The sequence below is a fragment of the Micromonospora sp. SL1-18 genome, from assembly GCF_047921505.1.
Taxonomy (GTDB): Bacteria; Actinomycetota; Actinomycetes; order Mycobacteriales; family Micromonosporaceae; genus Micromonospora.
Window position 1 is genome coordinate 22,211 of record NZ_JBLROA010000052.1, and the last position, 20,897, is coordinate 43,107.

Annotated in this window: 14 protein-coding genes and 2 pseudogenes; 5 read left to right on the forward strand and 11 right to left on the reverse strand. The window is 68.4% G+C overall.

Going from position 1 to position 20,897, the window contains the following annotated elements:
- The first annotated feature begins 155 nt into the window (after window positions 1-155).
- Both ACNAW0_RS22220 and ACNAW0_RS22225 read left to right on the forward strand, forming a co-directional pair.
- Window positions 156-539 carry a vitamin K epoxide reductase family protein gene (locus ACNAW0_RS22220; RefSeq protein ID WP_416289880.1) on the forward strand — a complete coding sequence of 128 codons (384 nt, stop codon included), beginning with the start codon at window positions 156-158 and terminating at the stop codon, window positions 537-539.
- On the forward strand, window positions 536-2,113 hold the full coding sequence (locus ACNAW0_RS22225) for a phytoene desaturase family protein (protein ID WP_416289881.1): 1,578 nt from the start codon (window positions 536-538) through the stop codon (window positions 2,111-2,113). Before ACNAW0_RS22220 ends, ACNAW0_RS22225 begins: the two co-directional genes overlap by 4 nt.
- A gap of 141 nt (window positions 2,114-2,254) precedes the next feature.
- Here ACNAW0_RS22225 and ACNAW0_RS22230 read toward each other — a convergent pair whose 3' ends face one another.
- The 4 genes from ACNAW0_RS22230 to ACNAW0_RS22245 all read right to left on the reverse strand — a co-directional run bounded on the left by ACNAW0_RS22230 (window position 2,255) and on the right by ACNAW0_RS22245 (window position 11,271).
- Entirely contained in the window at window positions 2,255-3,622 is a 1,368-nt protein-coding gene (locus ACNAW0_RS22230) for a dihydrolipoyl dehydrogenase family protein (protein WP_416289882.1), read from the reverse strand.
- The gene (locus ACNAW0_RS22235; protein WP_416289883.1) at window positions 3,619-4,431 is read right to left on the reverse strand and encodes an SAM-dependent methyltransferase; all 813 of its coding nucleotides are present in this window, start codon (window positions 4,429-4,431) and stop codon (window positions 3,619-3,621) included. The genes ACNAW0_RS22230 and ACNAW0_RS22235 overlap by 4 nt, the downstream gene beginning before the upstream one ends.
- Entirely contained in the window at window positions 4,428-6,032 is a 1,605-nt protein-coding gene (locus ACNAW0_RS22240) for a radical SAM protein (protein ID WP_416289895.1), read from the reverse strand. The genes ACNAW0_RS22235 and ACNAW0_RS22240 overlap by 4 nt, the downstream gene beginning before the upstream one ends.
- A gap of 427 nt (window positions 6,033-6,459) precedes the next feature.
- On the reverse strand, window positions 6,460-11,271 hold the full coding sequence (locus tag ACNAW0_RS22245) for a glycosyl hydrolase 115 family protein (protein ID WP_416289884.1): 4,812 nt from the start codon (window positions 11,269-11,271) through the stop codon (window positions 6,460-6,462).
- Window positions 11,272-11,514: 243 nt separating this feature from the next.
- Between ACNAW0_RS22245 and ACNAW0_RS22250 the strand changes: the two genes are divergently transcribed.
- Window positions 11,515-12,570 (forward strand): LacI family DNA-binding transcriptional regulator, encoded by a 1,056-nt coding sequence (locus ACNAW0_RS22250; protein WP_416289885.1) that lies wholly within the window; start codon window positions 11,515-11,517, stop codon window positions 12,568-12,570.
- On the opposite strand, the pseudogene ACNAW0_RS22255 reads toward ACNAW0_RS22250, so the two are convergent.
- The 7 genes and pseudogenes from ACNAW0_RS22255 to ACNAW0_RS22285 form a co-directional block, all read right to left on the reverse strand.
- A pseudogene (locus tag ACNAW0_RS22255) lies at window positions 12,530-12,712 on the reverse strand (transposase); the annotation flags it as partial. The gene ACNAW0_RS22250 and the pseudogene ACNAW0_RS22255 overlap by 41 nt on opposite strands.
- 400 nt (window positions 12,713-13,112) lie before the next feature.
- Window positions 13,113-13,853 (reverse strand): annotated as a pseudogene (locus ACNAW0_RS22260) (reverse transcriptase domain-containing protein); the annotation flags it as partial.
- Window positions 13,854-13,870: 17 nt separating this feature from the next.
- A complete protein-coding gene (locus ACNAW0_RS22265) occupies window positions 13,871-15,082 on the reverse strand; it encodes an ISAs1 family transposase (protein WP_416289886.1) in 1,212 nt (403 codons plus the stop codon).
- Between the two features lie 105 nt (window positions 15,083-15,187).
- Window positions 15,188-15,697, reverse strand: coding sequence for a hypothetical protein (locus ACNAW0_RS22270; protein WP_416289887.1), 510 nt, complete (start codon window positions 15,695-15,697; stop codon window positions 15,188-15,190).
- Between the two features lie 551 nt (window positions 15,698-16,248).
- On the reverse strand, window positions 16,249-16,887 hold the full coding sequence (locus ACNAW0_RS22275; RefSeq protein ID WP_416289896.1) for an IS5 family transposase: 639 nt from the start codon (window positions 16,885-16,887) through the stop codon (window positions 16,249-16,251).
- A 448-nt stretch (window positions 16,888-17,335) separates the two neighbouring features.
- Window positions 17,336-17,596: an integrase core domain-containing protein gene (locus tag ACNAW0_RS22280; RefSeq protein WP_416289888.1), complete on the reverse strand. Its 261-nt coding sequence runs from the start codon at window positions 17,594-17,596 to the stop codon at window positions 17,336-17,338.
- Window positions 17,597-17,701: 105 nt separating this feature from the next.
- Complete coding sequence (locus tag ACNAW0_RS22285; RefSeq protein WP_416289889.1) at window positions 17,702-18,184, reverse strand: hypothetical protein; 483 nt, start codon at window positions 18,182-18,184, stop codon at window positions 17,702-17,704.
- Window positions 18,185-18,602: 418 nt separating this feature from the next.
- On the opposite strand from ACNAW0_RS22285, the gene ACNAW0_RS22290 reads away from it, so the two are divergent.
- Window positions 18,603-19,838 carry an IS110 family transposase gene (locus ACNAW0_RS22290; RefSeq protein WP_416289890.1) on the forward strand — a complete coding sequence of 412 codons (1,236 nt, stop codon included), beginning with the start codon at window positions 18,603-18,605 and terminating at the stop codon, window positions 19,836-19,838.
- Window positions 19,839-20,210: 372 nt separating this feature from the next.
- A complete protein-coding gene (locus tag ACNAW0_RS22295; protein ID WP_416289891.1) occupies window positions 20,211-20,726 on the forward strand; it encodes a putative immunity protein in 516 nt (171 codons plus the stop codon).
- The last annotated feature ends 171 nt before the right edge of the window (window positions 20,727-20,897 follow it).

Here is a 20,897-nt window from a genome sequence, read left to right on the forward strand (position 1 = left end):
GCCCAGACGGGGTGTGTAGGGGGCCTGTTGTCGGGGGATCACCCGCCTGGGAGGTGTGTGATGGGCGATGGCAAGCGGGGGCTGCCCGGGCAGGTCCGGGGGCCGGCCGGGTGGGGTGGGCCGGTCGCCGAGCCGGGCGGCCGAGCGGGTCAGCGATGACCTACGTGGTCCGCCATCTGCCGGAGCTGCCGCTGGGGGTGTTCGACGCGGACCGGGTGGATGCCAGCGGTGAGGCGTACGTGTTGGGGCACACCCCGGACGCGGCGCTGAGGTTGGCCAGCGCGGCCGGCACCCTCGCGCTGGTCGGCGTGGGGCCGGCGGACCGGCTGCGGCGGCGGCCGTGGATGTCACTGCTGGCCGTCGCCAAGACCGCCGGGGACGCTGCCGCCGGCGGGTGGTTGTTCGCCGAACAGGTCACGAAGCATCGCCGGCTGTGCGGCTGGTGCACCCTCGCTGCGGTGGCCAACCTGGCGGCGCTGCCGTTCACGCTGAGCGAGGCGCGGCAGGCGTGGCACGCGCTGCGCCAGCACGGTTCGTGACCGGCCAGGACCCCGCGACCCGGCACCGCCGGACCGGGACGGTGGTGGTCGTGGGTGGCGGGCACAACGGGCTGGTGGCCGGCTGCTACCTGGCCCGGGCCGGCTGGCACGTGCTGGTGCTGGAGCAGTCGGGCAAGCTCGGCGGCGGGTCGCGCACGGACGAGCTGGTGCCGGGTTACCGGTTCAACACGCACGCCGCCGCCCACAACATCATCAACGCCACCGACATCGTGGACGACCTGCGGCTGGGCGAGGCGGGGCTGGTCTACCGGGAGATGGATCCGTTCTCGGTGGCGGTGTTCACCGACGGCGCCATCGTACGGTTCCATCGCAGCGTGGCGGCGACCGTGGACTCGATCGCCGAGGTCGACCGGGCCGAGGCGGACAGCTACGCGGCCTGGATCCGCCAGGCCATGCCGCTGGTCACCACGATGCGGGCGGCCATCGACGCCGGCGGGATGAGGCGACTGCCGCGGCTACTGGCTAGCACTGCCCGGGCCCTCGCGCGCAACGGCGGTCCGCTCGGCCTGGCCAGTACCCTGCTGTCGCCGTACGGGCGGTTGCTGACCGAACGGTTCGCCACCGAGTACGTGCGCGGCCCGGTCGCGGCGTTCGCGGCGCACGCCTCGGCCGGCCCGGATCAGGTGGGTGGGGCCACATTCGCGCTGTGGCAGGCGTTCTACCACCAGATCGGGCAGTGGCATCCGCTTGGCGGGTCGCAGGCCCTCGCCGACGCCCTCGCCATGCGGTTGGCCTCGTACGGTGGGACGTGGCGGGTGGACGCCCCGGTGGCCCGGATCCTGCGCACCACCGCCCCGGTCGACCGGGTCGTCGGCGTGGAGTTGGAGTCCGGGGAGCGTATCGACGCCGACGCGGTGGTGGCCGCGGTCGATCCGCGGATGGCCCTGCTGAAGCTGCTCGACCCACCGTTGTCCGGCCCGTCTGCGAACCGGCTGCGGGCCGCGGCCCGCAGCAACCCGGTGCAGTCCCTGGTGCTCCTGGCCACCACCGCGCCTCCGCCCTACCCCCATGCTCGAGCGGGTGACTGGAACGGCCTGCAGTCGTACGTGGACAGCATTGGCTCGCTGGCCGACGGGTTCGCCCAAGCACAGGCCCGCCGGCTGCCGGCCGATCCGGTGCCCACGTACGCATTCACGCCGACGGCCCTGGACGACAGCCTCGCGCCACCCGACCGGCACACCGTCTACCTGGCCTGCCCCTGCGCCCCGTACGAGGTACGGGGTGGCTGGGGCCGGGTGCGGGACGAGTTCGCCGACCGAATGATCGCCACGGTCGAGGCGCGGGCACCCGGCTTCACCGCCACCATTCTGGACCGAGTCGTGCACACCCCCGAGGACATGGCCCGGCAGCTACGCTGGCCCGGCGCCCACCCGATGCACCTGGACATCAGCCTCGACCAGCTCGGCCCGCTACGCCCCACCCGGGCCCTCGCGTCCCACCTCACCCCCGTCCGCGGCCTGGTCATCTCCGGCGCCGGCACCGCACCGGTGGGTGGCATCGCCGGCATCCCCGGCCGGGCCGCCGCCCACGCCCTGATCAAGGCGTGGCGGTGAGCTACCCGGCGTAGTACGGGATGTTGACATCCTTCCGGTCCTGAAGGGGCCGGGATCCCACGGTCACCCGAGAGGTTTACAGGGCACGACACCGCACGTGGGGGGCGGCGCTTTCCCCCACCAACCCGCTTGGCAGTTCGGCTATCCTCGGGCGGGGCGCGCATGCCTGCCAGCGACCGGCATGAAGAACTGGGCGGCCGTGAGTTGGATGCCGTAGGACCAGGTGGGGTAGGCGTGGGTGGCGGCGGCGAGCCGACCGGTGAACATCCGGGTCTCCATCGCCAGTGCCGGTTCGTGGATCATCTCTCCGGCGCGGGCGGCGACGATGGTGGCGCCCAGGATCCGCCCGCCGCCAAGGTTGCGTAGCAGTGGGCGAGGGCCGGCGAGCAGTTTGACGAAACCCTGGGTGCGGTCGGCGGCGACAGCCCGGTCCATGTCGGTCATGGGCAGCCAGGCCACCCGTGCGCCGCGCGGGGCGGCTTGGGCTTCGGTCAGACCGACCCGGGCAACCTCCGGGTCGGTGAAGGTCACCCACGGGGTGGCCGACGGGTCGTAACGGCGCCGACGCCGACGCGACAGGGCATTGCCGGCGGCGATGCGGCCCATATGGAACGCAGCATGGGTGAACGGCAACCGGCCGGTAACATCCCCGGCGGCATAGACGCCCGCCGCGGTGGTGGCAAGATGGTCATCGGTGACGACGTAGCCGCGCTCGTTGACGGCCACACCGACGGCAGACAGGCCCAGGCCGTCGGTGACCGGGGTACGGCCGACCGCCACCAACAGCCGCTGCGCGGTGACGGTGCCGCCGTCGCGCAGCGCCAGCCGCACCCCACCGGCCGGGTCGGTGGCGACCTCGTCGACGCGGGTGTCGACGCGCACGTCGATGCCTTCTTGGGTGAACACCTCGGTGATCAGCCGGGAGGCTTCCGGTTCCTCCTTTGCCAGGAGCCGCCCCCCGGCCTCGATGACGGTGACCCGGGCACCGAGGCGGGCAAATGCCTGGGCCAACTCGCATCCGACGGCGCCACCGCCGAGCACAGCGAGAGAGCCCGGGCCCTCGGTGAGGTCGAAGACGGTTTCGTGGGTCAGGTACGCCACCTCGGCAAGCCCGGGGATGGCCGGGACGAAGGGTGTGGCGCCGGTGGCGATGACGAAGCGGCGGCTGGAAACCTGCTGCCCGTCGACGTGGAGGCAGCCGGGGGCGACGAACCGGGCCCGGCCGAGCATCACGTCGATGCCCTCGCGGCGCAGCGCCTGCGGGTTCTCGGTGGCGGCGATCGCGTCGATCGCGTCGCGGACCTGCTGCGCGGCGGCGGGGAACGGCCGGCCCCGCACGGCGGCCTCGATAAGCGCCTTGGACGGGACGCAGCCGGTGAACGTGCAGTCCCCGCCCGGCGGCCCGTCCGAAACCAGCAGCACCCGCACCCGGGACCGGGCGGCGGCACGGGCCGCGCCCAGCCCGGCAGCACCACCGCCAATAACCACCAGGTCGCAGTCGCCGGTCATGACGGCTTCCCGGCGATCAGCAGGGCGTAGCCGATGACGCCGTTCCTGATGGCGGCGCGGGCGGCGGCCAGGACCTCGGGGACGCGGTCGAAGTCCAGGCCAGCCGCCTCGGCCCGATCCCGCGCGGTCATCCGTATCAGCGCCAGCCGAGCCTCGATCTGATCAAGCATTGCGGCGATCGCCCGGTCGTGCCGCTCGGTGTGGGTCACCCGCAGGCCGGCGGCGGTAAGGATCTCGACGTATTCGTCGAGGGGGCGGGCGTCGGCGACGCAGGCGACCCACGCGCCCAACCCGCTGAGTTCGGCCGGTAGCCGGCCCGGATCGACGGTGACGTCGGTGACGCCCAACCGTCCACCCGGACGCAGGACACGGGCCATTTGCACGGCGGCCGTGGGCTTGTCGGGGAAGGTGCAGAAGGCACACTCGCACACCACCGCGTCGAACCCGCCCGCGGCGCCGGGCAGCCGTTCGGCGTCCCCGACCTCGAACCGGACCTGATCGGCAAGGTCGGCGGCGCGGGCGGCGCCGGCCGCGAAGGCCACGTTGGCGCCGGACAGGTCTACCCCGATGACCTGGACGCCGTACTCCCCGGCCAGCATCAGGGGGGTGGTGCCCCGGCCGCTCGCCAAATCGAGTACCCGCTGGCCGGGGCGTAGGGCGAGCCGGTCGGCCAGCCGCCGGGTCAGGGCGAGGCCACCGGGATGGTAGGAGTCGCCGAGCAGTAGCGCCATGATGTCGGAGCCGTACGCGGCGGCGCAGCACGCCTTCACCTCGGCCGCCGGCACGACAGCCCGCATGCGGTCGTTCATCGCACCCGCCGCCCGACGTTGGTGGTGTCCGGCGCCACCGGCCGTGGAGTGGTCGAGAGGTTGCAGTTGCCGTTGCGAGCGATCTTCGAGCCGTAGGGCGAGTCGGTGAGCACGGGCTGCAGTGACAGGGCGTTGGGTACCACGTCGACCACCCGTACCCCGGACATCTGCTCCCGGACCTGTTCCCGATAGCCGACGGAGTTGTAGGCGCAGAAGGGGATCAGCCGGCCGTCAGGAGTGATCTCCTCGACGCAGCACTTCATCAGCTGCTTGACGTTGAGCGTGTACGGGTCCTGGAAATCCTGAACGACGATCATGAAGGCGCGCTCGGTGAGGTTCGCGATCGCCTCGGGCAGATTGACCCCGCAGGCGTCGGCGCAGTCCAGCGCCGCCGCCGCGGCGGCGAGCTGGTCGCTGGTGGTGTCGGTGCCCATGAACGCCGACGCCGACCACAGCTTCTCCAGCGCCTCCCGGATCGCGTGGTCGGGTATCACCCGGTTGGACACGTAGTCGAGGTAGTCGGCGACGTTGAGCAGCCGCGGAATCGGCACCACTCCGAAGTCGGGCTGGCCCGGGGTGCCTTCGGACAGCAGGTAGGTGATCGACCGGCAGGTCGGGAAGCAGCACGGCACGGGGAAGAAGTCGCTGGCCTGGAACCACTGCGAGCGCTGCGCCGCGATGCCGTGGATGATGTCGGAGTTGGTCAGCCGGGTCAGCGGGTCGAACGGAACGTGCCGGCCCGAGTGGGTCACCGGCTGGAACGACACGGACCGTACCGCCGGATGAGCGAGGCCGTACTCGATGATGTCACCGAGCTCGTGGTCGTTGAGGCCGCGCTCGACGGCGGCGACCAGGGTGACGGTCAGGCCGATCTCCGCGCAGTTGTCCAGGGCCCGCTGCTTGATCAGGCGCAGATCCCGGCCGCGGATCTCCCGGTGGGTGCGTTCGTCGAAGCCGTCGAACTGCAGATAGACGTTCACCGCTCGGCCTGGTCGGTTGCGCTCGCCGAGGGCGGCGACGAACCGCTTGTCGGAGGCCAGGCGGATGCCGTTGGTGTTGAGGTTGACCGCCTTGATCGGCCGGGCCTGCGCGGCGTCGACGAAGTCGAGGATCTGCCGGTGGATGGTGGGCTCGCCGCCGGAGAACATCACCACCTCCGCCTCGCCCTCGCTGGCGACGAAGGTGTCGAGCATCCGTTCGCACTGCTCCAGGCTGATCGAGTACCCGTCGGGTTGGTGGCCGGAATCGGCGAAGCAGATCGGGCAGTCCAGGTTGCATCCGGTGTTGACCTCGATGATGCCCAGGCAGGCGTGCTGCTTGTGCTCCGGGCACAACCCGCAGTCGCTGGGGCAGCCGTCGCGGACCTCGGTCTGGAAGGCCAGCGGGATCGTGCCGGGCTTGTTGAAGCGGGCGCTGTCGAGGTACATCTGCGCGTCGCCGTAGACCAGGGCCTCGAACAGCCCGTGCCCTCGGCAGCGTTTACGCAGATAAACCTTGCCGTCACGGATATTGACCTGACCGTCGACCACCACCTTGCACATCGGGCAGATCGACTTCGTGTACTCGACGAAGACCTCGTCGCGATCACGCTTGCCCGGCATCCGGGCGGCGGCGGCGGTCGGTTCGACGGCGGTCATGGGGCCTCCTCGGGTACGGCGGTTTTCTGGTGTCGGATCAGGTCCGCCCAGGCTGGCCGGGTCGATGCCGCCGCCCGGTGCCACTGCGGATCCTCGATCGACTCGTCCCGGATCCGCGGAATTGGCCCGCCGTGCCGTCCGGGCCCCTCGGGCAATCCTCGCCGATCCGATCCGTTTCCGAGCGGCGGTCCGCAACATCACCACGGCCGAGACCAGCAGCAGCGCTGGCGCACATCCTCTAAATCGTCCTAGGACATCGGTTGCAGGGCGGTCAGGTCGGGCGCCGAGAAGCACTCCGCACATGACGAAACGGCCGGACCTGGGAGGTCCGACCGTTTCGGTTGGTAGCGGGGGGGCAGGATCTGATGGTGCTCTGCTCGATGTCAGAGCGTCATGAAGCGCTCGCTCTCCGGCCGCTGGGGGTCTGGAAGCCGGTGAGGCCGGGTGTGTCGTTCGTGGTCAAGGCGATCTGGTTGAGCACCAGCCCGGCCTCACGAGGCGCCAGTGTGATCGTGTGCTCGCCCGGCTTGAGCGCCAACGCGGCCGCAGCGACGCTCGTGCTGCCGTACCAGGTCTCGAACCCGGTCTCCGGCCCGCTCTTGTTCGACTGGTACCTCCACTGCCCGTCGACGACCACGTGATACGAGTCGGCGTCGGCGTTCGGGTTGCTCGAGTTGACGAACAGGTAGTACGTGCCACCGGTCTGGATGTCGACGGTGAAGTCGAGCCGCGGCGGCGCTCCTGCCGCGGAGCTCCCGTTGACCTTCTGCGTCGGGCCGGCCTTGAACAACGCCTCGGCCTGGGCCGCCGAGGTCGCCAGCCACTGCGCCTTCGCGCTGGCATCGGCCGGCGGGACGACCTGCAGGCCGTTACGAGCCAGCGCCCAGCCGTGCGTCCCGTTGTTGCTGTCGGTCGCGTGAGCGGAGGCACTGCCCTCGAACGCGTCGGCCGCATCAAAGACGACCAGGCCGTCCTGCTCCAGGTACGGGCCGACCGGCGCACCCTCGCCCCTGCCCACCGTGACAGGCGCTACCCAGGTCTCACCGCCACTGGCGATGACGGAGATCTTGGCTCTCCCAGCCCGGTGCCCGGTGATGCTCAGCGCACCGTCTTTGACTGCGACCGTGAGGGCGGTCTCGTTGTCCGACTCCGCGGCCACCACATCCGCCACAGCCTCGACCGTGCTCGTCCGGCCCACCGAGGTCTGGATCGCAGGCAGTCGGTGGCCCCGGCCACTGGGCGTGAGGAACCCGGAGAACCCAGGCGAGTTGCTCCTGGTCAAGGCGATCTGGTTGAGCACGATCCCGGCCTCACGAGGCGCGAGCGTGATCCTGTGCTCGCCTGGGGCGAGCGTCAGCGAGGCACCGGCGATGTTCGTGCTGCCGTACCAGGTCTCGAACCCGGTTTCCGGTGCGCTCTTGCCGGACTGGTACCGCCACTGCCCGTCAACGACCACGTGGTAGGAGTCGGCGTCGCCGTTCGGGTGACTCGAGTTCACGAACAGGTAATACGTGCCGGCCGTCTGGATGTCGACGGTGAAGTCGAGCCGTGGCGGCGTGCCCGCCGCGGTACTCCCGTTGACCTTCTGCGTCGGTCCGGCCTTGAACAACGCCTCGGCCTGGGCCGCCGAGGTCGCCAGCCACTGTGCCTTCGCGCTCGCGTCGGCCGGCGGCACGACCTGCAGGCCGTTACGGGCCAGCGCCCAGCCGTGCGTCCCGTTGTTACTGTCGGTCGCGGTGGCGGAAGAGCTCTTCTCCAGCGCGTCCGCCGCATCGAGGACGACCAGGCCGCCCTGCTCCAGGTACGGGCCGACCGGCGCACCGTCCGCCCACCGCACCGTGACGGTCAGCACCCAGGCCTGACCGCCACCGGCGGTGATGGAGACCTCGGCTCTCCCAGCCCTGCGCCCGGTGATGCTCAGCTCACCGTCCTTGACCGCGACCGAGGCGGCGGTCTGGTTGTCCGACTCCGCGGCCACCACGTCCGCCACACCCTCGACCTTGCTCGTCCGGCCCACCGACGTCTCGATCGCCGGCAGCCGGCGAAGCTCCGGCATCACGCCGGGAAGTGGCGCAACGGTCGCCCTCTGGGGTGCGGCGATGTTGTTCGGGCTTTCGGGCGGGCCGACCAGGCCGTCACCAACCGCGCCGTCGCGAGTTCCGATGATGATCCGATCGAAGAGGATCGCTGCGTCCGAACGGTAGACCATCAGGTCGTGCCAGCCCGGTGTGGTCACATCGATGGTGAAGTTCAGGGGTTCGATTCCATGCATGATGTTGAATCCCCAGGGGCTGGTGCTCGTACCGGCGACAGAGTTGCCGCGCAGCAGGCTGGGGACCTGGTCGTCGAGCCCGATCGCCGTGCGCGCGGTTCGCGGCGTGCCGTCGTCCTCTGTGCCTTCGTTCAGCGTCGGAATTCGGTAGAAGGTCCCGGTGAACTTCCCGGTGGAGGTGAAGTAGACCCGGTATCTCAGGCGGGCGGTCGTCTCGAAGCCGGAGTCGACCCGGGGCGCGATCTCCGGGAAGCTGCCCATCGATGCCCCGCGCTGACCCACGCCCTCAAGGGGGGCCCACCGGCTCCCGTCGGCGCCGGGCACGTTCTCGGAGAAGTGCTCGGCCTCGAGGGCCACGTATCCGTTGGCCTCCAGGTGCGCCGGCTCGGCGACACGGCGCAGATCCACGGCTGCCCGCTCCGTGTCGACCGTGAACGTCGCGACCGGGTCGCCTGCCTTGGCGCCATCGGCGGCTTTGAAGACCCGGATCGTCCCCGTCGTGGCTGGGTGGTCCTTGGCGACCGTCACCGTGACTCGTTGCTCTGTCGCGGTCCTGCCCGAGCGCTGAGAAAGGGTGATCCACGGAGCATCCGCCTCGGCGACCCACTCCTGCGGGTTGGCTACGTCGTTCCGGGAGAACACGTCGAAGAACCGCTTGTCGTCGGGCCCGGCCGAGTTGAACGTCAGTTTGCCGCGGCCGGGCTCCTTGCTCCCCTCGACGGCGGCGCCCACCGCATCGGTCGGTGTGGCCACCCGGGCATACCGGTCGTTGGTGAGCATGACGGTGCCCTCGTTCGGGAAGCCTTCGGGATGACTGTGGCCGATGGCGTGGTCCCACTTGCCGTCGCTGATCGTGTTCCAGTAGTCCTCGTCGGTGAAGATGCGCTCACGGGCCTGCTTCGAGAGCAGCTCGTAGCTTCCCGCGCTGGCGTAGCGGCCTTGGGCGGCAGCGAGCTTGTTCTTCCAGTAGTAGCCGATCTGCTCGGCCATGTTGCGGTAGGACCGGACTCGGTGGAGCACCTGTTGATAGAAGGCGGAGCGATAGCGTGCGTCGAGCTTCGCGGAAACACCCTCGAGAATCGCCACCAGCTCGTTGGACTCGTTGATGTAGCGCTGGAGTTCATCCCCGTCGGAGGTAGCGCTGAACGGGAAGACCTGGCCGTCGTGGATCCTTCCTGAGCTCGCGTTGGACGAGTTGATCTCCCCCCAGAACTCGGCGCGCTTGGTGTTCTCGAGCGCATCGAACCTTTCCAGCGCGTCGGCGACCACGGCAGCGTTGTTGCCCGTCAGCCGGAAGTCTCGCCGCACGTGCTCGGTGAGGAACTTGCTCTCGATGTTCGCGTCGTCATAGCCCTCGACGTCCCACGCGAGTTTGGCGAACAGGTCGAGCTTGACCTCGCCGGGCTTGATGTCCCCGACGTTGAGGATCCAGTAGCGCCCCGCATCGGAATTCCACGCCCGATGCAGCTGCTGCACCATCAGGGACATCGGCGTCGAGTTCAGCCACAGGTAGCTCTTCGGCTCGCCCCAGTAGGAGATGTGGTAGTAGATGCCGTTCCCGCCGGACCGGGCGGCTTCGGTCCGCGTGGGCACCTGGCGCAGATAGCCCTGGTTGTCCTCGGCCCACATCAAGGTCACGTCGTCGGGGATGTAGTCCTTCAGCCCGGCGTTGTAAAGATCGTTCATCTCCTTGTAGGGGATGAACACCTGGGGCACTGCATCGACGCTGCCGTAGACCTCTGCGATCAGCTTGCGCTGCTCGCGAATGACGTCGGCCTCCATCTCGACCTTGTTCTTGAACCCGTACGGGTTACCGGGTGTGAGCACCGGATCGCTGTCGTGCACACCGCGGATACCCAGAGCAAGGATGTTCTCGAAGTCGGCGTTGGCGACCACTCGCTGGCGCCAGTACTCCAGGATCGCGGGCTTGTTGATCGAGTGGTCGAAGGCCGCCACGGCGTCCGAGCCCTTGATGCCGAGCGCGTCCTTGTTGCGGTCGTACCACTGTCGCCACTCGCCCTCGTTGTTCCGCAGCATCAGCTCGGCGTGAGAGGAGGATGCGACCACGCCGAACGCTGCCGCCTCGCGAGCGTTGATCGGTGTCCCCTTGTCGTACGTCCCGGTGTCGGTGACCGCGTTGAACGCCCTCGACGCCAGGTGCATCGCCGGCCACAGCGTGTTCAGCCTGAGCCGCAGCATCAGCTCGAAGACGTGCCGGTAGTAGTTGACGTCGGGCGTGCCGTTGCCGGTGGGGAACTTCTTCTTCGCCCACGCGATGGTGCGCTCTTCGTCATTGACGAAGATTCCGCGGTACTTGACGTCCGGCCCGTCCTCGACCCGGCTCTTGCCTTTGACGTCGATGTCGTCGCGCTGCTTGACCGGCACGTCGCTGTACCAGTACCACGGCGAGACGCCGATCTCCTCGGAGATCGAGTAGACCCCGTAGATCGTCCCGCGGGCATCGCTGCCCGCGATCACCAGAGCGTTGTCCACCCCGGGGACCGGGTTCTTGATGGTCTTGGCCGCGTACGCCTCCCACTTGCCCTCGATCCCGGCGGCCTCGTCGAACTTTCCGGCTCCGACGATCTCGTCGATCAGCCGGCTCTGACCGATCTGGCCGACGATGATCGCGGTCTTCTGACCCGCGGCCTCGGTCAGCAGGGCCGGCAGCTTGCTCTGGTCGGCCTTCGCCAACCGCGCTTCCTTGGCCGGCTCGTCGTCGACGAACAGGCTCTGCACCTCACCGGGATCGATCGCCCCGGTCACCATGGCGACGTCCTGCCGCAGGTCCTGGACCGCGCGGCGCACCTGCGTGTAGTCCCGGTCGGCGTGATCGCCGCCGTAGGACGGGTCGATCAGGATCGGAGAGGTCGTGCGACCGTTGAAGATGGTGAAGTCATCCGACGATGCGTGCGCCGGCGTCACCCCCACCGACGTCAGGGACGCGGCCAGCACAGCGCCGGTCGCGACAGCCGCGGACCACCGCCTGGCCCGACCCGCGCTACTGCGTTTGTCGCGCTGCACACCTCGAACTCTCTGTCCGGGCTGCGACATCCCTCGCTCCTCTCGTCCGACCCGGTCACCCGAGTGGCCGGCACGCCCGCAACGTAGGGACCGTGCGGCAACTTCTGCAAGGTGTTGCCAGAATTGCCATTCCCGTGGCTAGATGCGTTCGTGGAGCCCACCATCTTTGACGTCGCGCAAGCTGCCGGCGTGGCCGCGTCGACGGTCTCCCGAGCGTTCAACAAGCCCGGCCGGGTCAACGAAGCGACGCGACAGCGGATAGTCGCTGCCGCCGCACAACTCGGCTACCAGCACAGACCGCAGAACCGTGCCCTTCCGGGTCTACGCCACCGCACCATCGCCATGGTGCTCTCCGACATCACCAATCCCCACTTCTTCGAGCTGATCCGCGGCGCGGAGCAGCGCGCGAAGGCATCCGACGTCACTCTGGTGATCGTCAACGCCGAGGAATCCCGGCGCATCGAGGAGAACCAGATTCGCGACCTGGCCGCCGGCGTGGACGGGTTCGTGCTGGCCTCCAGCCGACTCAACGACGAGGTCCTGCACGAGCTCGCCAAACTGCACCGGATCGTCCTGTTCAACCGAGAGCTGCCCGGGTTGACCAGCGTGGCGTTCGACACCGTCGCCGGCTGTCAGCAGATCCTGGAACACCTGGCCTCGCTCGGGCACCAGAGCTTCACCTACTGCGCCGGGCCACCCAGCTCCTGGATGGGTGCCGCGCGCTGGGCGGCACTGAGCGCCGGGGCCGAAGCACGCGGTCTGACGGCACACCGGATCGGTCCGTACACCCCCAACGTCGCCAACGGCGGGGCCGCCGCCGACGGAGCACTGCGCACCGATGTGACGGCGGTCGTGGCTCACAACGACCTCCTGGCGATCGGCATCATCCGACGCCTCGCCCAGCGCGGTGTTCGAGTCCCGACCGACATCAGCGTGATCGGGTTCGACGACATCTTCGCCGCCGACTTCGTCCATCCCTCGTTGACCACCCTGGCTGGGCCCGGCTCACACGCCGGTCGGCTCGCGGTAGAGCTCTTGATCGAGCAGTTCGCCGCACGATCACAACGCGAGGGCGAGGCGACCCGCTGCCCACCGAACTGGTGCTTCGCGAGTCGTCCGGCTCGGCGGAACGCAGCGCCTGAGAGGTTGTGGGGTAACCCGCTGATCACGAAGGGTCACACGGCCATGGGGCGGATGCCGTGGTAGCGGGTCTGCTGGCCAGCGTGCGTTCGTAGTCGCGGCACAAGCGCCGGCAACGGGTCAGCCAGCCCAACGTCCTTTCCACCACCCAGCGGCGCGGCAGGACCTGGAACCCTTTGACGTCGTCGGTGCGCTTGACAATCTCCAGCCGGATTCCCAGTTCCTGGTCGGCCCAGTCGATGAGGCTGGCGTCGACGCTGTTGGCGTAGTGAGGTCGACTCGGGGCGCGGTGCCGGTGTTTCCACTGGTCCGTTTCCCCGAGCCGCCTCCCGAACCGGACGTGCGCCTCGTCGACGCATCCGGCTCTCCACAAGTCCCGGTGAGCCTGTGGGTTGGTCCTTATGCGGTGCTCGGCCATGGGGTCGGGATCCTGGCGGCCCGATAGCGGTAGCGGGTGGTCCGTACCGCGCTCGGGTTGAACAGAATCGCTTTCCCGTCGGCGGGCCACCATCCGCCGCCGCAGAAGCGTCGGCGTAGTTCCTTCCAGTTGGTGCGGGGGTGTTTCGGCGTAGCCATCGGAACACCTGCCGCCAGGTATGGGCGCGGAGGTAGCCGAAGGCGGCGCTTGAGACTCCCGGCTGGAAGTAGGTGGTCCAGCCTCGCAGCAGCGGGTTGAGCCGATGCAGGAGGACTTCGAGCGGCAGGTTGGTGTTCTGCCGGCAGATCGTCTTCACCTTGTCGGACACGGTCCTGATGGACTTGTGCGATGGGTAGGTGTAGACGTAATGCCGGTTTGTGCCTCGTTTGCGGTGGCGGTGGATTCGCCAGCCGAGAAAGTCGAGACCTTCATCGATGTGGGTGATCAGGGTCTTCTCCTGCGATAGGCGCAGGCCCATCGTGGTCAGGACTCCTGCGATCTCCTCGCGGAGGGCTTCGGCGTGCGCCTTGGTGCCTGATACGACCAAGCACCAGTCGTCGGCGAACCGGATGAGCCGGTAGTTCGCTAGACCTTGGCGGCGTCTCTTGCGCCGTTCCCAGTCACTGAAGGTCGGCCCGCCCGGGGCCTGGGCGATGTGCTCGTCCAGGACGGAGAGGGCCACGTTGCTCAGCAACGGTGAGAGGATCGAACCCTGCGGGGTGCCGGCGTTGTTGTCCCTCAAGACGCGGTCCTCGCCGAGGATGCCTGCCTTGAGGAACGCCTTCACCAGGGCCAGGACGCGCTTGTCTGCGACGCGCTTGCGCACCCGATCCATGAGGGCCGAGTGCGAGATTTCGTCGAAACAGGCTTTGATGTCGCCTTCCACGATCCACTCGTACGATTTGGACGTGAAGAAACGCACCTCGGCCACCGCGTCGTGTGCCAGGGCTATTGCATAGTCGGGTTACTCCTGGTTACGGCATCGATGAGTTCTGTAGATCGTCGGTTGGCGCGTCGGGTAGCTCGGGCGATGTTGGGTTCGCCATTGCTGCGGTGGTAGCCGATGGAGGTGTTACGGAGTGCGGCGAAGACGGCGGGTCCGTTGCCGGTGCGGGCCTGGTGGGCGTCCTCACGTAGCGTGACGTCGCGGACGTAGTGCAAGCGGTTTTCGATATGCCATTCGGAACGTGCCCAGGTGCCGAGGTCGGCGGGTTGGGCCTGGTCGGCGGGCAGGGTGACGGTCAGGTACGCCGTCTCGCGGGTGGTCTTGCCCTTGATCGTGCGGGTCCGGGTGATCCGGACGGCCTGCTGTGCGTGGGGAAAGCTGATGCCACCCGGGGTGGCCACGGTGACGGCTTTGACGGTACGGGTTTCCTTACGGCCGTGGCCGCTGTCGCGGGTCTGGTCTCCGACCGGGACCTGCGCCCAGGGCAGGGCCTTGAGCTGGGCGTGCAGAGTCGGCTGGTTGGCCTTGATCGCGACCATCAGATGCCCGCCGGCGGCGGCCAGGTGCTGCGCGTGCCCGGTCTGGGCGTGGAGCGCGTCCGCGACGACCAAGACATCTTTGAGCGACCCCATCTGGGCGGCCACCTGGTCCAGCAGCGGCGTGAACGCCGGGATTTCGTTGGACTTCGCCGCGATCTGCACCTGGGCAAGGACGATGCCGGTGCTGGTGTCGTACGCGGACAGCAGATGGACCTGACGCCCGTCGGCAATCCGGGCCCCGCGTTCGACCTTGCCGTCGATGGCGATGACCAGGCGCCACCGCCGCCCCGCGACCACGACCGGCGCTGTCCGGGCGCGCAGCCACCGGGCCAACACCGTCGACAGCACCTCAGCGTCGATCCGGATCAACAGCCGCCACACCGTCGTCGCCGCGGGCACTCGGTCGGTGAACCCGAGCCGGCCCCACGCCGGCCGGTCCAGATCGCGGACCCAGTCGGCGATCGCGGCGAACGTGCACGCCCCGGCCAGCACCGCGCACACCGCCACCGCGAGCACGCTCACCAGCGAATAACGCCGCCCCCGCAAGTCACGTGGATCGGGAACCGCAGCCAACGCGACCAACAGGCTGCGACTTTCACCCTCAGTGACCACAGCCGGTAGGGGCGCATCGGTGGGCCGGTGAGGCAGCAGAATCTCGGTGAGTGATGATGACATCGGCGGGTGCGGTCCTTCTCGGGATCATGGTGTCTCAGCAACTTCATGATCACCTACGGGCCGCGCCCGTCCTACGTGGACTCCGATCCCACCCAAACTTCCAGCTCAACCCGCCCTCAAGCGACTACGCAACAGCCCTGCGTCGTGTGCCCGGCGGTTCGGGCGGAAGCCGTAACTGCACGGGAGAAAGTCGCTCTCCCAGATCGGCTCCAACACCAGCTTCAGCGATGCCTGGACCACCCGGTCGGTGATGGTGGCGATACCCAGACGGCGTAGTTTGCCACCGCTCTTGGGGATCATCCGCTCCCGCACCGGCAGCGGGTGGAAGCTGCGGTCCTTCAACGAGGTTCGCAGCCGATCGAGGAAGTCCTCGACTCCTTGCCCGACCTGGATAGACACGGCGGTGCGCCCGTCCACCCCGGCCGTGCGAGCACCCTTGTTGCCCCGCACCCGATCCCACGCCACCAGAAGGAACGCGGGATCGGCGACGAGATTGAACAGATCATCGAACCTGCGATGAGGATCATCACGGGCCCACTGGTGCAGCTTGGTTTGGATCTTCAGTACCCGGATTTCCGCCCGTAGCAGGGCCGACTCCAGTTCGTCGTTATTCACCGGCGTTCTCCTGACATTCCAACTCCTTCACTGCTAACTTGCTGGCCCCCTTGGCCCTGTGGCCGGTTCTCCCGACCTCCATGGCGGGTCGTCACGCCCGCGACTACTACGGGGCCTCCGCCCCGCCCGGCGTCCTCAGCGGACGACGCGCCTGCCCGTTCCCGCGCTGGATGTGCGGGACGAGGGCAACACCGGACGGTTCCCACGTTCACCACATGCCGATCGACGGGGTCGGCGTCCAGCTTTGCCCCTGCGGCATCGCCACGACTACGCCGTGGGCCTTCACCGTGGCCTCCTGCCCAGGAAGCGGTAATCCCGGCTTGGAGTTCCCGACCGGACGTTTCCGATCGGTGCGCACCGCATCCCAGCCCATATCCGCCAGGTTTGAGCTGGTGGGCCGTTGAAGAGGCTTTACACACTGGTTTCTCACGTACGCCTTTCCGTCACCGCTAGCCGGACCCGTGCCATCTGGCAGTACCAGCACGTCCCGGCGTTGTCAGGGCTGCTTGCCGCCCTGCCCGGCGTCTCCCGGGTCAGGCTGCCCTCAGCGTTCACCCGGCTGCCACGACAGCCAGGCGGTGGAGTCCTCTCACCTCCACTCGGTCATGCAGCGCCTCGTGGCGCACTCCGCCGTCGGCCCAGATCAGCCCGATGTGTGGGTGTTCATCGGTGATGGAGCACAGCACCAGCTTCGCTCCAGCCCGGTCCTGTACCGAGGCGGAGTGCACCACACAGATCAGCAGCAGGCCGAGCGTGTCGACCAGCAGATGTCGCTTGCGGCCTCGGGTCCGCTTACCCGCGTCGTAACCGATCGCCTCGCCCCCGCAGGCGGACTTGGCCGTCTGGGAGTCCAGCACCGCCGCAGTGGGCTCGGGATCGCGTCCCACGGCCCGGCGGACCTCCTCGCGTAGGGCGTGGTGGATGTCGTCCCAGACTCCCTTCCTGCTCCAGTGACGAAACCACCGGTAGGCCGCGTCCCACGGGGCCAGGTCGTGCGGGACCAACCGCCAGGCGCTGCCGGAGACCAGCACGTACAGGATCGTGTCGATGATCAGCCGGTGGCCGTAGATCAACGGTCGACCGCCCCTGGACGGATCTCGTGCCGGCAGGTGGGCCGACACCACCTGCCACATCGCGTCGGTCAGGGCGCAGGGGTAGTCTCTGCGGGCGTCATCGCCGCCACTATTCATGTTGTCCACAAACACGCGATCTTGGCGGGGATGACCCTTTCGGACACCGCGACACGCCGTGATCCCCTACCTGGTAATCGATACCGGCCGCCACAACGTCAGGTGACCACCCAGTTACCCAACACCCTCTGAGCGGCCCGGCCGCGGCGAGCGCGACGAGCGCCTGCAGACCACCAATACCACTGGAGAGGAAGAAGCAGCCGGCGCGGTCCGCGACGCGGTCAACGAGCAGGCAGCCGCCGAGGCAACACTTCAAATGCTCCGTGGGACTGCACCACCGGCAACGGCGTACTCCAGTCGATCGACCGTCAGGACCCGCTCGCCGGGGGAAGCCGGGCCAGGCGGGTTCAACGATCCGGACATGCTCATGGTCGGAGTCACCGCGGTGCTTCGCGACGGGTACCCCATCCCCGGGATGATCCGGGAGATATCCCTTGAGGAACAGCGATCACAATTCAGCATATGGGCGGTCATTGCGGTGCCCGCGGCCCTGATGCCGCCGATGCTCGTTGTAGTACGCCAGGTACTCGCCGAGCACGGCGAGCAGATGCCGCGCCTTGTAGATCAAGACCCGGTCCAGGCAGTCCCGCCGGACCGCGCGTACCAACGCTCGGCGAACGCATTCGCACCGGGGCGCCTGCGGCGGCGTCCGGAGCACCTCGACCCCCTCGGCCCCGATCAGGTGGACACGCCGGGTGGCGATCTCCACGAGGAACAATATGTAGATACGGTCAGGACGATCGTGCCCACGCGAAGGAAAGCGCAGGCCAGAATGCCCTCGGCCGGCACGGTAGGAAACTCGGCCCGCAGCTCCTCAGTCTTGGCGTCCCTGAACGAGAACCATAGCCCCGGAAGGCGGTTTGGCCGCCATCGCGATCAGCCCCGCGCTTGCTGCGGCGGCGTTGGCAACTAGGGCGAGGGCGCCGAAAACCAGGACTGAGCCTGCGGATCGACCCTGGCTGAGGGCGAAAAGCAGAAACAGCAGCACCATTATCAGGGCGTCGTGCACGATGGCCGCCAGGCCAGCAAGGAGTCCCACGGCCGCGCAAACCCAAGCGGCGGCACGGTTTCGTTCGCGCAGGAGCATGGCTACGACGAGAAGACCGTTGCCGAGCACCGCATAGGTGGTGATGCCCACCGCCGGCCCCCACTGCCCATCGCCCTCGCCGCCGGACGCCGATGTCGGCTTGCCCACCATCGCCAAATCGTCTGCGCCCATCTGGAAGCGGTAGGTGAGAAGCCAGCTCACGAGCACGAAAACCCCGACAATCAAACCACTTCTTCGCGCGCGGGTCATCGGAGAAGTGTCGCACAACGCCCAAGCGGTTTTCCTCGGCTGGACAGCGACCGTGGCGGCATCATGGACCTAGAACAACTCCAGCGGCAACGCCGGATTCCCAGCATGGCGATCCAGCATCGCGGCAAGGTGGACCGGCACCGGGGCGCCGTCAGACATTGCCTGAAACCTAATGAGTTCTGGGAGTAAGCCATCCGGCAGAGTCCTGATGGGTAGGTAGCCGCCGGCTGACGAGCACTCCTGTTACCTGGACGTTGAGTCCTGCTGAGAGATCGTGCCGCTGCCGGTCGGTGTGGAGAGTTGATCGCTGATGGGATGTCGTGCCCGCCCGGCTGCGGCGTGAGCACTGCTTCATTAGGTCGCTGATGGTTCTCCTCCTGGCTACCGAAGATGATCGGGTCGACAGGCGGGAGACGCGTTGCTGTTCGTCGGAGATGACTGGGCCGAGGACCACCACGACGTTGAGGTGATGGACGCTTCCGGCCGCAGGCTGGCCAAGGCCCGGCTGCCCGAGGGTGTCGCGGGGATCGCGCGGTTGCACGCGATGCTCGGCCAGTGGCTCGGCGATCACGTCGACGACAGCGAGGACGTCGCCGCCCGGGTGAAGATCGGCATCGAGACCGATCGGGGGCCGTGGGTCCAGGCGCTGGTCGCTGCCGGGTACACGGTGTACGCGGTCAACCCGTTGCAGGCGGCCCGTTACCGGGAACGCCTGGCACTGTCCGGGGCCAAGAGCGACGCGGCCGACGCGCACATGCTGGCCGACATGGTGCGCACCGACTCGCACCAGTTGCGCCCGGTCGCCGGTGACACCGCCGAGGCGGAGGCGGTCAAGGTCGTCGCCCGGATGCACAAGACACTGGTCTGGGAACGCACCCGCGCCGGCCAGCGGCTGCGGCACGCGCTGCGGGAGTACTTCCCCGCCGCGCTGGCCGCGTTCGAGGACCTCGACGCCGCCGACACCCTGGAACTGCTCGCGAAGGCCCCGGACCCGGCGAGCGCCGCGAAGCTGAGCCTGGCGCAGATCAGCGCGGCCCTCAAACGCGCCCGCCGCCGCGACATCGCGGCCAAGGCAGCCGCGATCCAGGCCGCGCTGCGCGCCGAGCACCTCGGCCAGCCCGCCGTGGTCACCGCCGCGTACGCCGCGTCGGTGCGGGCACTGGTCGCGCTGCTGGTCACTCTCAACGAGCAGGTCAAGGCCCTGCATGGGCAGGTGGAGGCCCATTTTGGTCGGCACCCGGACGCTGAGATCATCTTGTCCCAGCCCAGACTGGGTGCCGTCCTCGGCGCCCGGGTGCTCGCCGAGTTCGGTGACGACCACGACCGCTACGCCTCGGCCAAGGCCCGCAAGAACTACGCCGCGACCAGCCCGATCACCCGCGCGTCTGGGAAGAAGAGAACCGTCGCGGCCCGGTTCGTGCACAACGACCGGCTCATCGACGCGCTGATGACCCAGGCGTTCTCCGCGTTGAAAGCCTCGCCGGGCGCCCGCGCCTACTACGACCGGCAACGCGCCCGCGGCGTCAGCTACAACGCCGCACTGCGCCAGCTCGCCAACCGGCTCGTCGGCATCCTGCACGGATGCCTCAAAGCCGGCACCCTCTACGACGAGGCGACCGCCTGGTCCCATCACCTCAACGAGGCCGCTGCTTGACATTCAAGCTCCTGGGATGTCTCTCAGCCGAAGTCCGATAGCCGTCGCGGGTCTCGCACGGCCGCTCGCTGGACAGCCACGACCTGTGCCGCAGCCGTGAAGCTTCACGTCTCGGCCCGCGGCGGGGCAGCCGTTTCTAGAGGTCTCCGGCTACGCCCGTGGCGACGAACACCTCGGCCGTATCGCGTAACCGGTCAAGAGAGCCGGTCAGATTCTCAAATCCCGGCAGCAGCCGGTCCAGGCACGCGTGACGTCCTCGCGCCTCCCCGTACGCGCCGGACTTCCTGCTGGACGACGGCCGGCCCGCTCTGGTGCTCGAACGACGCTACGGTTGAAGACGCGGTCCATCCCCTTAGAAGGAGCGTCCCAACCATGATCCTCCCGAAGGTTCGGGACCCTCGCTTCATCACGCTCCGTCGCGGTGGCACCCTCACTGATTCGGATCATCATCTTCTCGCTCTTTGGGCGGCGTTGTGCGCAGAGCACGTCCTTCACCTGTTCGAGTCGGTTCAGCCTGAGGACCCACGACCACGTGAAGCGATCGAGCACGCCCGCGCCTGGGTGCGTGGTGAGGTCAAGATGATGCAGGCTCGCGCGGCGGGCGGCCATGCAATGGGCGCGGCCAGAGACCTGCGTGGGGCAGCACGCCATGCCGCGTACGCTGCTGGCCAGGCGGGGGCCGTCGCACACGTCGCCGCGCACGAACTCGGTGCCGCCGCCTATGCGATCAAGGCCGCAAGTGCTGCCGCACCGGAAGGTGAGAGCGATGCCGCAGGGCGACTCGAGTGCCGATGGCAGCGTGACCAACTCCCGGAGGCGATTCGCGAGCTCGTGCTCGACGACCAGCGGTTGCGGAACGACATCTGCTGGTCGGTGTTTGACTGCTGAGCGGGCGTGGGGCTGCGAGCCCACCCCAGTGCTCATTCGAGTCTGCCGCTGACCGGGCGTACTGACCGGCATCGAGGATCTCATGCGCAGCGATAGGCGGAACGCCAGCTACGCGCTGTGACACCAGGATGGAATGGGTCGGGCCGACTGTCACCATTCAAGGCCGATGTT

Coding starts and splice junctions, on each gene's coding strand:
- ACNAW0_RS22220 (WP_416289880.1), top strand. CDS start 156: ATGACCTACGTGGTCCGCCATCTGCCGGAGCTGCCGCTGGGGGTGTTC.
- ACNAW0_RS22275 (WP_416289896.1), bottom strand. CDS start 16,887: ATGAATAGTGGCGGCGATGACGCCCGCAGAGACTACCCCTGCGCCCTG.
- ACNAW0_RS22265 (WP_416289886.1), bottom strand. CDS start 15,082: ATGTCATCATCACTCACCGAGATTCTGCTGCCTCACCGGCCCACCGAT.
- ACNAW0_RS22295 (WP_416289891.1), top strand. CDS start 20,211: ATGATCCTCCCGAAGGTTCGGGACCCTCGCTTCATCACGCTCCGTCGC.
- ACNAW0_RS22230 (WP_416289882.1), bottom strand. CDS start 3,622: ATGACCGGCGACTGCGACCTGGTGGTTATTGGCGGTGGTGCTGCCGGG.
- ACNAW0_RS22240 (WP_416289895.1), bottom strand. CDS start 6,032: ATGCCGGGCAAGCGTGATCGCGACGAGGTCTTCGTCGAGTACACGAAG.
- ACNAW0_RS22235 (WP_416289883.1), bottom strand. CDS start 4,431: ATGAACGACCGCATGCGGGCTGTCGTGCCGGCGGCCGAGGTGAAGGCG.
- ACNAW0_RS22285 (WP_416289889.1), bottom strand. CDS start 18,184: ATGACCCGCGCGCGAAGAAGTGGTTTGATTGTCGGGGTTTTCGTGCTC.